The organism is Burkholderia sp. AU32262, from assembly GCF_020419985.1.
GTDB lineage: Bacteria > Pseudomonadota > Gammaproteobacteria > Burkholderiales > Burkholderiaceae > Burkholderia > Burkholderia semiarida.
This window is the reverse complement of the sequence record NZ_JAIZRS010000022.1, coordinates 64,844-79,508: the sequence shown is the minus strand read 5'-3', so window position 1 is coordinate 79,508 and position 14,665 is coordinate 64,844. Positions and strand designations below refer to the sequence as shown.

Here is a 14,665-nt window from a genome sequence, read left to right as displayed (position 1 = left end):
GAACGCGGATGCGGGACGACGTGTACCGCGGGGCCGCACCCGCGCGCGGGCCCGGCCTCGCGGCGCACGATCCCGGCGCGGGCACGGGTGTTGCGCCGCTGCATCTCAGTAGTGAACCACCCTTGGCAGCCCGCTGCGGAGGACTACACTAATCCTTAATGAGGTGCGGCCGGAGCCCGCGCCTTCAGGGAGACGCCGCCATGAATCGGCCGCTGAATCGCATCCTGCCGCGCGTGACCGGAGCTGCATCGGTCTGGACGTGGATCAAGTGGTCCTTGCTGGCCGCGCTGGTGATCGCGATCGCGGTCGTGGTGAGGCTCGTGATGACCGAAATCGCGACGTCGCGCCTGCAGGCGCACTATTTGTCCGAGCTCACCCGCGACGTCGGCTACACGGTCGAAACGGGCGCGAGCAACCACATCCGTTTCCCCGCGAACGGGCCGTACGATCAACGCCTCGGCTATTCGATGATTCCCGCGTTCCAGCAGCGGCTGCTCGCGCGCGGCTTCGTCGTCGGCAAGCAGGCGCGCGATTCCGACCGGATGCTGGCGCTCGCCGATCACGGCCTGTTCCTGCCTTACGAAGAGAAAGACCAGACCGGGCTGATGCTGTTCGACTCGACCGGCTCGCCGCTGTTCGCGACCGTGTTCCCGCAGCGCGTGTACGCCGATTTCGACACGGTGCCGCGCGTGGTCGTCGATTCGCTGATGTTCATCGAGGATCGTTACCTGCTCGACCCGAACCAGCCGAACCGCAACCCGGCGATCGACTGGGGTCGCTTCAGCCGCGCGCTCGCCGACCAGGCGCTGCACGTCGTCAACCACCACCAGGCGCGCCCGGGCGGCAGCACGCTCGCGACGCAGATCGAGAAGTTCCGCCACTCGCCCGACGGCCGTACCGCGACGCCGCCGGAGAAACTGCGGCAGATCGCGTCCGCGTCGATCCTCGCGTACCTGAACGGCCCGCAGACGATGCTCGCGCGCCGCTCGATCGTCGTGCGCTACCTGAATTCGGTGCCGCTCGCCGCCCGGCCGCACGTGGGCGAAATCACCGGTATCGGCGACGGTCTCGCCGCGTGGTACGGCCGCGACTTCAACGACGTGAACCGCATCCTGTCCGCGCCGACGACCGGCGACAACGTCGATCAGCAGGGCAAGACGTTCCGCGAGGTGTTGTCGTTGCTGATCGCGCAGCGCGCGCCGTCGTACTTCCTGAATCGCGGGTATCCGGCGCTGCAGAAGCTGACCGACAGCTATCTGCGGCTGCTGTCGAACGGCGGCGTGATCTCGCCCGCGCTGCGCGATGCGGCGCTCGCCGCGCAGATCGAACGCAGCGCGCCGCCGGCCGCCGCGCGCGTGCAGTCGTTCGTGTCGCGCAAGGCCGTCACGTCCGCGCGCGCGTCGCTGCTGTCGGCGCTCGGCATCACCGACCTGTACCAGCTCGACCAGCTCGACCTGGAAGCGACCAGCACGCTCGACAACGGCGTGCAGCAGGCGGTCGCCCAGCGGCTCGCGCAGGCGTCGACGCGCGACGGCGCGCAGGCGGCCGGCCTGTACGGCTTCGAGATGCTCGCGCCGAAGGACGACCCGTCGCACCTCACGTACAGCTTCACGCTGTACGAGCATCGCAACGGCGCGAACCTGCTGCGCGTGCAGACCGACAGCGTGAACCAGCCGTTCGACGTGAATCGCGGCGGCCGCATCAACCTCGGCTCGACCGCGAAGCTGCGCACGTTGATCACGTACCTGCAGATCGTCTCCGACCTGCATGCGCGCTACGCGAACCTGTCGAACGCGGAGCTGGCGCGCGTGAAGCCCGATCCGATCGACGGGCTGTCGCGCTGGGCGCTCGACTATCTGTCGCATACGCGCGACCGCTCGCTGCAGGCGATGCTCGATGCGTCCGTCGAGCGCAAGTACTCGGCGAGCCCGGACGTGTTCTACACGGGCGGCGGCGCGCAGGTGTTCTCGAACTTCGAGAAGTCGGACAACGGCCGCATCATGACGCTGCACACGGCGTTCGAGCACTCGGTGAACCTCGTGTTCGTGCGGCTGATGCGCGACATCGTCCACTACGAGACGCTGCAGGCGGCCGGACCGTCGTCGTCGTGGCTGAACGATCCCGCCCAGCGCCAGCACTACCTGCAGCAGTTCGTCGACGGAGAAAGCCAGGTCTACGTGAAGCGCTACTACACGCGCTATGCGGGCAAGGCGCCCGACGACGCGCTCGCGCTGATGCTGCGCGACGTACGCAAGTCGCCGCCGAAGCTCGCGACGGTGCTGCGCAGCGTCGCGCCGAACGAATCGCTCGCGTGGTTCGCCGCGCGGATGCGCGCGCAACTGAAGGGCACGCCGGCCGCGACGCTGTCCGACGACGATCTCGCCGCGCTCTACGCGAAATACGCGATCGACCGCTTCAACCTGAACGACCGCGGCTATATCGCGAGCGTGCATCCGCTCGCGCTGTGGACGCTCAACTACCTGCGCGCGCATCCCGCCGCGTCGCTCGCGGACGTTCAGCGCGACAGTCGCGACGCGCGTTTCTACACGTATTCGTGGCTGTACAAGACCCGCTACCACGCGACGCAGGACCGGCGCATCCGCCGCATGGTCGAGCTGCGCGCGTACGCGGAGATCACGAAGTCGTGGCGCGCGCTCGGCTATCCGTTCGCGGAAGTGACGCCGTCGTATGCGGCCGCGATCGGCGCATCGGGCGACCAGCCCGACGCGCTCGCGAAACTGATCGGCCTGATCGTGAACGGCGGCCAGAAGGCGCCGACCGAGACGATCACGCGGCTCGATTTCGCGAAGGGCACGCCGTACGAAACGCGCTTCGTGCGCGCGGCCGCGCAACCTCAGCCGATACTGCCGCCGGAGATCGTCAAGGTGGCGCACACGCTGCTGCGCGACGTCGTGCTCCACGGCACCGCGCGCCGCCTGGCGGGCGGGTTCACGCTGCCGGACGGCAAGACGCTCGACGTGTACGGCAAGACGGGGACGGGCGACCAGCGCTTCAACGTCTATGCGCGGGGCGCGCGGCTGATCGAATCGCGCAAGGTCAACCGCAGCGGCACCTTCGTGTTCGCGATCGGCGACCGGTTCTTCGGCGTGCTGACGGCGACCGCGCACGAGCCATACGCGGCGCGCTACGACTTCACGAGCGCGATGGCCGTGCAGCTGCTGAAGTCGATGGCGCCGGCGCTCGCGCCGCTGATCGAACGGCCGGCCGACGCCGGCACGCGCACCGCGGGCCCGGCGCCGCAGGCGGAAACGCCCGCGCCGGGCGCGACGACCGCGCACCCGTCCTGACCCGATCGCCGCGCGCAGGCGCCCGCATCGGCGCGCCGCTCAGTGCGAGCGGCCGTCGTAGTGCGTGACGGGCAGCGCGGCGAGGTCGACGCCCTCGAGGCAGCGCACGTTGATCGCGGCCATCGCGGTGCCGTCCGGATGCACGCCTTCGCCGAACGCGTGAATCCCGCAGCGCTTGCAGAAGCGATGCTTGATCACGTGTTTGTTGAACATGTAGGTCGCGAGATTGTCTTCGGGCGTGAGCAGCGTCATGTGATCGCGCGGCACGAACCACATCAGCGCGCCCTTGCGCTGGCAGATCGAGCAGTTGCAGGCCATCACGCCCTGCAGGTCGCCTTCCGCCTCGAACGTCACGTCACCGCAGTGACAGCTTCCTCGATAAAGCATGGTCGTCTCCCGGTGCAGCCCGTGCGCGGTACCGGCACCCGGGCGGGGCACCGTTGGCCGGGCCGATCCAAACGCGTACAGTAGCGCTCGCATGCGCCGCACGCAATGTGCGGCGCCCCCTCACCCGTCAAGGAGACCGTCATGCTTGAACTGCGCCCCGGCTGCGAATGTTGCGACAAGGATCTGCCGCCGGATTCGACGGACGCGCGCATCTGTACGTTCGAATGTACTTTTTGCGCGACGTGCGCCGACGACGTGCTCAAAGGCCAGTGCCCGAACTGCGGCGGCGACCTGGTCGCGCGGCCGCGGCGGCCAGCGAGCCTGCTCGCGAAGTACCCGCCGTCGACGGAACGCATCCACAAGCCGGGCGGCTGCGCGAACGCCTGACGGCACCGCAACGGCGCCGCCCGCCCCGCTTCCGTCACGACATCTCGATCCGCGCACGCGTCACCGCGAGCAGCGTCGCCATCGCGCGGCGCGCGCCGTCCTCGTCGCGCACGCGGATCGCGTCGCTGACGGCCGTATGCTCGGCCAGCGACGCGTTGTAAACGTCCGCCCGGCGCGCATTCAACTGCAGTTGCGCCTCGAGCGTGCGATCGATCAGCGCGCCGAGCGGCACCAGCAGCTCGTTGCCGCCGGCCTCCAGCACGCTCAGGTGAAAGCGCAGGTCGGCGCGCACCCATTCGTCGACGTTGCGCGCGGCGGCCATCGCGCGCGCCGCGCCCTCGATCGCGTCGAACGCGTCGGGCGTATGCGCGCGGGCGGCGAGCGCGGCCGCGTACGGCTCGATCATCTCGCGCATTTCCTGCAGCTTCAGCGCGAACGCGAGCGGCGGCGCGACGCGCGCATACCAGTCGAGCAGGTCGGCGTCGAGCAGGTTCCACGCCTGGCGCGGCCGCACGCGCGTGCCGACCTTCGGCCGCGATTCGACGAGCCCCTTCGACGTCAGCGTGCGCAGCGCCTCGCGCATCACCGTGCGGCTCACGCCGTACATCTCCATCAGGTCGGGTTCCCTCGGCAGCAGCGAGTCGGGCGGATAGTCGCCGCGCAGGATCGCCGTCGCGAGCCGGAAAGCCGTCTGTCCATGCAGGTCGCGTTGAATGATCGTTCTCCGTCGGGCGGGCTGCCCACTATCTGCACATTAATACTATTAATACTATTTTTTATTCGACTACGCTAGGATAACCGCGAAAGCACGGATCGTGCGCCGCGCCCGAACGGTCGCGCCGGTCAATCATGGAGACTCGCATCGTGAAAATCACCCGCCTCGAAACCTTCGTCGTCCCGCCGCGCTGGCTGTTCCTCAAGATCGAAACCGACGAGGGTATCGTCGGCTGGGGCGAGCCGGTCGTCGAAGGCCGCGCGCACACGGTCGAGGCCGCCGTGCAGGAACTGGCCGACTACCTCGTCGGGCGCGACCCGCTCCTGATCGAGGATCACTGGCAGGTGATGTACCGCGCGGGCTTCTACCGCGGCGGCCCGATCATGATGAGCGCGATCGCGGGCGTCGACCAGGCGCTGTGGGACATCAAGGGCAAGCATCACGGCGTGCCGGTGCATGCGTTGCTCGGCGGCCAGGTGCGCGAGCGCATCAAGGTGTATTCGTGGATCGGCGGCGACCGGCCGAGCGACGTCGCGAACAATGCGCGCGCGGTCGTCGAGCGCGGCTTCAAGGCCGTGAAGATGAACGGCTCCGAGGAGCTGCAGATCGTCGACACCTACGACAAGGTCGAGCAGGTGATCGCGAACGTCGCGGCGGTGCGCGACGCGGTCGGCCCGCACGTCGGGATCGGCGTCGACTTCCACGGCCGCGTGCACAAGCCGATGGCGAAGGTGCTCGCGAAGGAACTCGATCCGTACAAGCTGATGTTCATCGAGGAGCCGGTGCTGTCGGAGAACGCCGAGGCGCTGCGCGACATCGTCAACCAGACCAACACGCCGATCGCGCTCGGCGAGCGGCTGTACTCGCGCTGGGACTTCAAGCACATCCTCGCGGGCGGCTACGTCGACATCATCCAGCCGGACGCGTCGCACGCGGGCGGCATCACCGAGTGCCGCAAGATCGCGACGCTCGCGGAAAGCTACGACGTGGCGCTCGCGCTGCACTGCCCGCTCGGGCCGATCGCGCTCGCCGCGTGCCTGCAGCTCGACGCGGTCAGCTACAACGCGTTCATCCAGGAACAGAGCCTCGGCATCCACTACAACCAGGGCAACGACCTGCTCGACTACCTGCGCAACCCCGAGGTGTTCCGCTACGAGGACGGCTTCGTCGCGATCCCGCAGGGCCCGGGGCTGGGCATCGACGTGAACGAGGAGAAGGTGCGCGAGATGGCGAAGACGGGCCATCGCTGGCGCAACCCGGTGTGGCGTCACGCGGACGGCAGCGTCGCCGAGTGGTGACGAACGCGTGAGATAAGAGCGACGCGCGCGTGCCGCGCCACGCGTTCGACACGGCCGCCCCGACAAGGCGGCCGTTCTTGCCTCCGCGCCACGCGCGCGGCGCGCGCCGGCGCCCGGCGCCGCGCCGTCCGGCCGTCAGCCGAGCGCCGCGAAGCCCGGCACGCTGAACGACAGCACGGCCGCCGCGACGAACACGCCGATCATCGTCATCCCCTCGAGATGCAGGATGTTGCGGAACGTGTGCGCGTCCTCGGTCGACGCGGTGCGGCGCAGGCGCGGCAGCGCCGAGAAGCGGTTGAGCCCGCCGAGCACGAGCGCGAGCGCGACGAGCAGCAGCTTCAGCAGCAATACTCGGCCCCACGTGCTGCCGTCGAGCGGCGCGAGCGAGCCGCCGAGCCCGCGGATCGCGTTGAGCGCGCCGGTGCCGAGCACGAAGACGACCGCGACGATCGACGTGCGCGACAGGTGCTGGCCGATGCGGATCAGCGCGCCGCGCGCGACCGACGTCCCGAGCGCCGGCAACACCGCGAGCCCGCCCGCGAGCACGAGGCCGCCCCATACGGCGGTGGCCAGCAGGTGCAGCGTCTGCACGCCGACCGCCGCGGACAGCACGCCGCTGTCGGCCGCATGGCCGAGCGACGCCTTGCCGGCCGCCACCACGATCACCGCGAACCACAGCACCGCATGCGCGAGCGGGCCGTCCGGCTTCGCGAGCGCGACGATCGCGAGCAGCACCGCGCCGGCGAACGCGACGCTCCATGCGAAGCCCGTGTGCGTCTGCATCAGCATGACGGGAATCGCGGCGAACGCGCCGCCGAGCCCCGCGCCGCTCATCGCCGCGGCCTCGTACACGAGCCAGCCGAGATCGGCGAGCACCAGCGCCAGCGCGGCCGCCACCAGCGAATGTTGCGCGCGCAGCCATGCGGGGTGCGACGGCGCGATGACCGGCCGCGCGCCGTCCTTGCCGAGCCACGCCTTGAGCAGCGCCGAGCCGACCGCCATCGCGAACGCCGCATCCATCAGCGCCGCGAGCGCGACCTGGCCGATCCACAAGCTGTCGAACTTCATCGCGCGCACCCTCCCGCAAGCGGCAGGCCGGCAGCGCGGCGGCAACGGGACGGACAGCGTGAGGCAGGCAACGGCACGGTAGAAAACGTCATCGATGAATCCGGAAACGGGAGAAATGACTGGGTCAGCGGCGGAGGCGGCGCCGCGCGACCCGCGAGTGTACGGTCTTCGAGGGTGAAAGCGCACGCCGGTTCACTCGACCGTCGCGCAATGCGCGTCAAATTGTCGCAAGTCGCAAACGGACAGGAACCGATGTCCTTTCGTCAAATAGCCGTCATTACCCATCGATGATAGAATGCCGCGTCGCAGCAGCCCGGCTGTCCTGCCGTCCATGCGCCGAGCCGATCGTAGCCCGGACAAGGTCCCCGACGAATAATCATGGAGTCTCGTGTGTCTTCAAGACGCCTCTTCCGTCCGCTGCTCGCCGTTCTGATGATCGGCGGCGCGGGCCTTATGAGCGCTGCCCAAGCGCAGACCAAGCCCACGGAGCAAGCGCACGCCCAGCAGGCGCCGCTCAAGGCACCCGATACCATGGCCGAGCGCGTGCGCGGCTGTACCGCATGCCACGGCGTCCACGGCCAGGGCACGGACAACGACTATTTCCCGCGTCTTGCCGGCAAGCCGGCCGAGTACCTGTACAACCAGCTCGTCAACTTCCGCGACGGCCGGCGCAAGTACCCGCCGATGAACTATCTGCTCACGTACCTGAACGACGACTACCTGCGCGAAATCGCCGAGCACTTCTCGGCCGAGCGTCCGCCGTACCCGACGCCGGCGAAGCCGACGCTGCCGGCCGCGACGCTCGCACGCGGCAAGCAGCTCGTCACGCAGGGCGACCCGGCCCGCAAGCTGCCGGCCTGCGTGGCCTGCCACGGCGCGGGGCTGACCGGCATGCAGCCGGCGATCCCGGGCCTCGTCGGCCTGCACGCCGATTACCTGAGCGCCCAGCTCGGCGCATGGCGCTCGGGCAACCGCCACGCGAAGGCGCCCGATTGCATGCACGACATCGCCGCGAAGCTTTCCGACGAAGACGTGACGGCCGTGACCGCATGGCTCGCCGCGCAACCGGCGCCCGCCAACCCCGTGCCGGCCCCGGCGCGTTCGATGAAGACTCCGCTCGCCTGCGGCAGCGAACCGCAATAAGGCAAGGGAGACAGACACAATGAAACGCAAGTCCCTGTTTGCACTCTCGGCCGTCGCGATCGTCGCGGCTGCCGCCCTCGTGCCGGTCCTGTGGCCGGGCAACGACACGCTGCACGGCGCTGCCGCCGTCGCGGCCACGCCGGCCGACCAGGCCGCGCTGATCAAGAAGGGCGAATACCTCGCGCGCGTCGGCGACTGTATCGCGTGCCACACGGTGCGCGGCGGCAAGTCGTTCGCGGGCGGCCTGCCGATGGCGACGCCGTTCGGCACGATGTACACGCCGAACATCACGCCGGACGACCAGAACGGTATCGGCAAGTGGACGTCGGACGACTTCTACCGCGCGATGCACACGGGTCGCTCGAAGGACGGCAGCCTGCTGTACCCGGGCTTCCCGTTCGCGAGCTACACGAAGGTCACGCGCGCCGATTCGGACGCGATCTACGCGTACCTGCGTTCGGTCCCGCCGGTGTCGGTGCCGAGCCGTCCGCACGAACTGAAGTTCCCGTTCAACAACCGCAACCTGCTGATCGGCTGGCGCACGCTGTTCTTCAAGGAAGGCGAGTACAAGCCGGATCCGACGAAGTCGGTCGAATGGAACCGCGGCGCGTATCTCGTCGAAGGCCTCGGCCACTGCTCGATGTGCCACACGTCGATCAACATGATGGGCGGCCCGGTGAACTCGTCGGCGTTCGCCGGCGGCCTGATCCCGCTGCAGAACTGGTATGCGCCGTCGCTGACGAACGACAAGGAACTCGGCCTCGGCGACTGGCACGTGCAGGAGCTGTCCGACCTGCTGCAGGCCGGCGTGTCGCAGAAGGGCGCGGTATTCGGCCCGATGGCGGACGTGGTCCACAACAGCCTGCAGTACATGACCGACGAAGATACGCGCGCGATGTCGACGTACCTGAAGTCGATCCCGCAGAAGGCTGAAGCGCCGAAGAACATGCAGTACGAGCCGTCGAAGCAGTTCGGCAACGCGCTGTTCGAACAGGGCAAGAAGATCTACGCGGACAACTGCGCGACCTGCCACGCCGAAAACGGCGCGGGCAAGCCGCCGGCCTATCCGCCGCTCGCGGGCAACCACTCGATCATGATGGAATCGGCCGTCAACCCGATCCGCATGGTGCTGAATGGCGGCTACCCGCCGAGCACGTTCAAGAATCCGCGTCCGTACGGGATGCCGCCGTTCGCGCAGTCGCTGTCGAACCAGGAAGTCGCGGCGGTTGTCACGTATATCCGGATGTCATGGGGTAACAACGGTACGCCGATCTCGCCGCAACAGGTGAGCGATCTGCGTTCCGCGCCGCTCGACTAAGAAGCGGCGCACACAAACGGGGCGCGGCTGCGGGAAACCGCGGCCGCGCCCTTTTGCTTTTTGGCTGTTTTGCGATGCAGGTTTGCCGCGCGGGCCGCGCGATGCATCGCCGATCATAAAACTCAAGAGTGGTATCTATGTCTTTCGAATCTCTCGGCCTGGCCGAACCGCTGGTCAAGGCGGTCAACGAGCTCGGCTATACGTCGCCGACTCCGATCCAGCAGCAGGCCATTCCGGCCGTCCTCGGCGGCGGCGACCTGCTCGCCGGCGCGCAAACCGGCACCGGCAAGACCGCCGGCTTCACGCTGCCGATCCTGCAACGCCTGCACACGTTCTACGCCGAGCACCGCGGCGCGAAGCGCGCGGTGCGCGCGCTGATCCTCACGCCGACGCGCGAACTCGCCGCCCAGGTCGAGGAAAGCGTACGCGCGTACAGCAAGTACCTGAAGCTGCGCTCGACCGTGATGTTCGGCGGCGTCAGCATCAATCCGCAGATCGATGCGCTCAAGCGCGGCGTCGACATCGTCGTCGCGACGCCGGGGCGCCTGCTCGACCACATGCAGCAGAAGACCATCGACCTGTCGGATCTCGACATCCTCGTGCTCGACGAAGCCGACCGGATGCTCGACATGGGCTTCATCCACGACATCAAGCGCGTGCTCGCGAAGCTGCCGCCGCAGCGCCAGAACCTGCTGTTCTCGGCCACCTTCTCCGATGAAATCAAGGCGCTCGCCGACAGCCTGCTCGACTCGCCCGCGCTGATCGAGGTCGCGCGCCGCAACACGACCGCCGAGAGCGTCGCGCAGAAGATCCATCCGGTCGACCGCGATCGCAAGCGCGAGCTGCTCACGCACCTGATCCGCGAACACAACTGGTTCCAGGTGCTCGTGTTCACGCGCACCAAGCACGGCGCGAACCGGCTCGCCGAGCAGTTGACGAAGGACGGCATCAGCGCGATGGCGATCCACGGCAACAAGAGCCAGTCGGCGCGTACGCGCGCTGGCCGAGTTCAAGAACAGCACGCTGCAGGTGCTCGTCGCGACCGATATCGCCGCGCGCGGGATCGACATCGACCAGTTGCCGCACGTCGTCAACTTCGATCTGCCGAACGTGCCGGAAGACTACGTGCACCGGATCGGCCGCACGGGCCGCGCGGGCGCGACCGGCGAAGCCGTGTCGCTCGTGTGCGTCGACGAGAAGCAGTTGCTGCGCGACATCGAGCGGCTGATCAAGCGCGAGATTCCGCAGGAAGTGATCGCGGGCTTCGAACCCGATCCGAACGCGAAACCGGAGCCGATCCAGCAGCGCCGCGGCCAGCAGCAGCCGCGTGGCGGTGGCGGCGGCAATCGTCAGCCGCGTGCCGGCGGCTCAGGCCAGCCGGCCGCGAAGCGCGACGGCAACGCGCAACCGAAGGCGGCGCAGAAGGCCGCGAAGCCGCGCACGCAAGGCGGGGCCGGTGCCAATGGCGGCGGACGTCCGGCCGGCGGCGGCAATGGCGCCCGCCCGGCAAGCGGCAACGCCGCGCATCCGAACCGCAATCGTTCGTCGCGCAGCGGCCAGCGCGGTCACTGAAGCCGCGCGGCCGCGCGCCGCAGGTGCTCGATCTGGCGTCGCCAGCGTGCGAGCACCGCGGCGCGCTCCCCTTCCAGCGTGAACGTGACGCCTGTCGCGAGACGCGCATAGCCGACCCGCTGCGCATCGCCGTGCGCGATCGTCGCAGCGAATCCGGCCAGGCCGCCGAAGTCTCCTTCGAGCGGCGCCATCTCCAGTTGCGCCTGAAAGAACGCGCCGTCCGCGACGAGCGTCAACGCGGCCGTACGCCGCTGCGCGATCGCGCGCGCGGCCCGCGACTGCGGCCAGAGCGCGATCAGCAGCGTGCGTGCATCGCGTGCATAGATCTCGCCGACGCCGAGCAGCGTCGTGCGCAACTGGCCGTCGTCGGTCGCGACGATCAGCGACGCGGCGAGGTCGGCATGACGCTCGAGCGCGGTGCCGTCGAACAGCGACACGACGGCGGGCGGCCACGCGTCGAACGTCCATTGTTCGAGCGCGTGGCGATGGGTATCGGTCATGATGGCGTGGCCCGGGCGCGAATCGGTTGAGAATCCGCCAGCATACGCGCGACGGGCCGTGCCGCGGCGATCAGCGCAGGAAAACGTGCCGCGTGATCTTCGTGAGCGGATAGTGGACGCCCGGCTGGATCTTCGCGGGCAGGTCGAGCGGCTTGAGCAGCATCTTCACGCACATGTCGGCCGACAGATTGCGCCGGACGAGCGAATTGATGCGTGCGGCGCGCTCGCGGTTGTATTGGCTGTCGCCGACGCGGTCCGGATAGCGGATCGCGAACACGTGGCGCAGCGCGATCTCGGAATCCTCGTTCTTGATTTCCATCACGCGGCGCGCCAGCGCCCCGAGCACCGCGAGCCGGCCGTTGCCTTCGACCTGGTTGTACTTCTTGAAGAACTTGAAGAAGTGCTTGTAGTGACGCACTTCGTCCGTACGGATGTTGTCGGTGATTTCCTTCAGCACCGGCTCGTCCGAGCATTCGTTGATCGCGCGATAGAGCGTGGCCGTGCCCGTCTCGACGACGCAGCGCGCGACCATTTCGAGCGCGCGGGTTTTTTCGAACGCCTCGACCGAGCAGGTCTTCGAATACTCGGCGAAGAAATTCGCGAACGCCGTATCCCAGTCGAACTCGGGCCACACGTGCGCGATATACGCCTTCAGCGCGCGGCCGTGCTGCAATTCTTCGGGCTCCCATGCATTGTTGAGCCATGCGGAGACTTCCGGATCGTCATTGAAGAATTCGCTCAGATTGCTCGTATAGAGATCCGAGCCGCTTTCGATGAACGACGACGCGCACAGCAGCAGCAGCAGATCCTCGTTCGCGGCGGCACGCTGACGATCGATCCGGTTCAGGTCGATGTCCTCGATACGCCACGGCATCACATGCGTCGTTTTGGTGTCCATGGTGGTGCGCTCCCAGTCGTCGCGCGGAGGCCGGCCCATGCCTGGGGCACAGGCGCCAGCCGATCCGCGGCGGCGTTTTACTTGCGTTTATAGTGAGTCGGTCCGGCCGAACCATTCTGGCATCTTAGCCGGACTTTCATGTTCGTGCTCCAAAGCACTGACCATACCCGACAGGCGCAGTTCCACGGCGTCCGTTGCCGTTCGTTAGATGAGACCTTCAAACCGGTTGCGCGCGTTCGATGGCATGCGCCGCGCCAAACGAAACGGGCGGCCGCCGGGCCGCCCGTGATGCCGGGAAACTGCAAGGAAAGCTGGAAGCGATCCGTCAGAAACCGGCCGCCAGCCCGTCGCGCCGGCTGTCGCTCGCGGCCACGTAGCCGCGCTCCGGATCGTCGGGATCGAGGCGCCAGACGAACTGCCCCGAACCGAAATCCATGTACGGATCGTCGATCGACTTGATCGTATGGCCGCGGGCGGCCAGCCCGTCGACGGTCGCGCGGTTCATCGTCGCCTCGACGTCGAGCGTGAAGTCGCGGTTGACCTTCCAGCGCGGCGCGCAACATGCGGCCTGCGGCTGCTGGCCATAGCCGAGCATTCGCACGACGGTCTGCAGATGGCCTTGCGGCTGCATGTCGCCGCCCATCACGCCGAAGCTCATCACGGCCTCGGTACGGCCGTTGGCCTGCTCGGTGACGAACGCCGGGATGATCGTGTGGAACGGCCGCTTGCCGCCCGCGACGACGTTCGGCGAAGCCGGGTCCATCGAGAAGCCGTGCCCGCGGTTCTGCAGCGCAATGCCCGTACCGGGCACGACGAGCCCCGAACCGAAGCCCATGTAGTTCGACTGGATGAAGCTCACCATCATCCCGCTCTCGTCGGCCGCCGACAGGTAGATCGTGCCGCCCGAATGCGGGCGGCCGGCGGCGAAGTGCGTCGCGCGCGCGCGATCGATCAGCTTCGCGCGTTCGGCGAGATAGGCGTCGTCGAGCATCTGTTCGGGCGTGACGTCCATCGCGCGTGGATCGGCGACGTAGCGATAGACATCGGCGAACGCGAGCTTCATCGCCTCGATCTGCAGATGCTGCGAATCGACCGAGTCGACCGGCCATTCGGTCACGCCCGCGTGCTCGGCGATGCCGAGCGCGATCAGCGCGGCGATGCCCTGCCCGTTCGGCGGAATCTCGTGAATCGTGTGGCGGCCGAAGCGCTTGCCGATCGGCTCGACCCATTCCGGCCGGTACGCGCGCAGGTCGGCTTCGGTCAGCGCCCCGCCGCCCTCGCGCGCGAACGCGGCGAGACGCTCGGCGAGCGCGCCTTCGTAGAACGCCCGGGCGCCTTCCGTCGCGAGCGTGCGCAGCGTCTGCGCATGACCGGGCAGGCATACGCGTTCGCCGACGAGCGGCGCGCGGCCGCGCGGCATGAAGGTGTCCGCGAAACCCGGCAGGCCCCGCAGTTCGGGGACGGCCGCCGCCCACTTGTGCGCGACGATCGGCGGCACCGAATAGCCGCGCTCCGCGATCTCGATCGCCGGCTCGAGCAGGTCCGCGAACGGCAGCGAACCGAACTTCGCGTGCAGCGCTTCCCAGCCCGCGATCACGCCCGGCACGGTGACGGTGTCCCAGCCGCGCGTCGGCTTGTTCGCGATGCCGCGCGCGTCCTCGCCGTGGCGCTGGCGGAAGTAGTCGACGTTCCATGCGGCCGGCGCGACGCCCGATGCATTGAGTCCCGACAGTCGCTCGCCGTCCCACACGAGCGCGAACGCATCGCCGCCGAGCCCGCACGACACCGGCTCGACGACGGTGATCGCGGCAGCCGCGGCCAGCGCCGCGTCCACCGCGTTGCCGCCCTTCCACAGCATCCGCAACCCGGCCTGCGCGGCCAGCGGGTGCGACGTCGACACGACGTTGCGCGCGAACACCGGGATGCGGGTTGTCGGATACGGGTTGTGCCAGTTGAAGTCAGTCATCGATGCCACCTTGTCGAAAACGGGATGAACGCGCGCCCGCACGCGCGGGCCATCCGCCATTGCAGCGCGATCGGCACGATCGCACAAATTCATTTGTCACATGAA

The 14,665-nt window shown here is 68.3% G+C and carries 11 protein-coding genes and 1 pseudogene; 6 read left to right on the top strand and 6 right to left on the bottom strand.

The annotated features are described in order from the left end of the window. Window positions 1-200 precede the first annotated feature (200 nt). Window positions 201-3,308 carry a transglycosylase domain-containing protein gene (locus LGN10_RS24470; protein ID WP_226225265.1) on the top strand — a complete coding sequence of 1,036 codons (3,108 nt, stop codon included), beginning with the start codon at window positions 201-203 and terminating at the stop codon, window positions 3,306-3,308. A 39-nt stretch (window positions 3,309-3,347) separates the two neighbouring features. Here the strand turns inward: LGN10_RS24470 and LGN10_RS24465 are convergent, their stop codons facing one another. Then, window positions 3,348-3,695 (bottom strand): GFA family protein, encoded by a 348-nt coding sequence (locus tag LGN10_RS24465; RefSeq protein WP_226225264.1) that lies wholly within the window; start codon window positions 3,693-3,695, stop codon window positions 3,348-3,350. Between the two features lie 141 nt (window positions 3,696-3,836). Here LGN10_RS24465 and LGN10_RS24460 point away from each other — a divergent pair, with 141 nt between their 5' ends. Beyond that, the gene (locus LGN10_RS24460) at window positions 3,837-4,082 is read left to right on the top strand and encodes a DUF1272 domain-containing protein (protein WP_059578642.1); all 246 of its coding nucleotides are present in this window, start codon (window positions 3,837-3,839) and stop codon (window positions 4,080-4,082) included. Window positions 4,083-4,116: 34 nt separating this feature from the next. On the opposite strand, the gene LGN10_RS24455 is transcribed toward LGN10_RS24460, so the two are convergent. Beyond that, window positions 4,117-4,800 carry a FadR/GntR family transcriptional regulator gene (locus tag LGN10_RS24455; protein ID WP_099316791.1) on the bottom strand — a complete coding sequence of 228 codons (684 nt, stop codon included), beginning with the start codon at window positions 4,798-4,800 and terminating at the stop codon, window positions 4,117-4,119. A 146-nt stretch (window positions 4,801-4,946) separates the two neighbouring features. Between LGN10_RS24455 and dgoD the strand changes: the two genes are divergently transcribed. After that, on the top strand, window positions 4,947-6,095 hold the full coding sequence (gene dgoD / locus LGN10_RS24450; protein WP_059643016.1) for a galactonate dehydratase: 1,149 nt from the start codon (window positions 4,947-4,949) through the stop codon (window positions 6,093-6,095). A gap of 135 nt (window positions 6,096-6,230) precedes the next feature. Here the strand turns inward: dgoD and LGN10_RS24445 are convergent, their stop codons facing one another. Continuing rightward, on the bottom strand, window positions 6,231-7,163 hold the full coding sequence (locus tag LGN10_RS24445; protein ID WP_059578801.1) for a CopD family protein: 933 nt from the start codon (window positions 7,161-7,163) through the stop codon (window positions 6,231-6,233). Between the two features lie 378 nt (window positions 7,164-7,541). On the opposite strand from LGN10_RS24445, the gene LGN10_RS24440 reads away from it, so the two are divergent. The 3 genes and pseudogenes from LGN10_RS24440 (at window position 7,542) to LGN10_RS24430 (ending at window position 11,196) form a co-directional block, all read left to right on the top strand. Further along, entirely contained in the window at window positions 7,542-8,306 is a 765-nt protein-coding gene (locus LGN10_RS24440) for a c-type cytochrome (RefSeq protein ID WP_006477898.1), read from the top strand. 19 nt (window positions 8,307-8,325) lie between these two features. Then, window positions 8,326-9,624 (top strand): c-type cytochrome, encoded by a 1,299-nt coding sequence (locus tag LGN10_RS24435; protein ID WP_059578646.1) that lies wholly within the window; start codon window positions 8,326-8,328, stop codon window positions 9,622-9,624. A 137-nt stretch (window positions 9,625-9,761) separates the two neighbouring features. Beyond that, window positions 9,762-11,196 (top strand): annotated as a pseudogene (locus tag LGN10_RS24430) (DEAD/DEAH box helicase). Here LGN10_RS24430 and LGN10_RS24425 read toward each other — a convergent pair. The 3 genes from LGN10_RS24425 to LGN10_RS24415 all read right to left on the bottom strand — a co-directional run bounded on the left by LGN10_RS24425 (window position 11,190) and on the right by LGN10_RS24415 (window position 14,560). Beyond that, on the bottom strand, window positions 11,190-11,696 hold the full coding sequence (locus LGN10_RS24425) for a hypothetical protein (RefSeq protein WP_226225263.1): 507 nt from the start codon (window positions 11,694-11,696) through the stop codon (window positions 11,190-11,192). The pseudogene LGN10_RS24430 and the gene LGN10_RS24425 sit on opposite strands and share 7 nt — an antisense overlap. A 70-nt stretch (window positions 11,697-11,766) precedes the next feature. Beyond that, window positions 11,767-12,594, bottom strand: a complete 828-nt coding sequence (locus tag LGN10_RS24420) for a ferritin-like domain-containing protein (RefSeq protein ID WP_011546143.1) — start codon at window positions 12,592-12,594, stop codon at window positions 11,767-11,769. 325 nt (window positions 12,595-12,919) lie between these two features. Then, on the bottom strand, window positions 12,920-14,560 hold the full coding sequence (locus LGN10_RS24415; protein WP_124862667.1) for a gamma-glutamyltransferase family protein: 1,641 nt from the start codon (window positions 14,558-14,560) through the stop codon (window positions 12,920-12,922). Window positions 14,561-14,665: the final 105 nt, after the last annotated feature.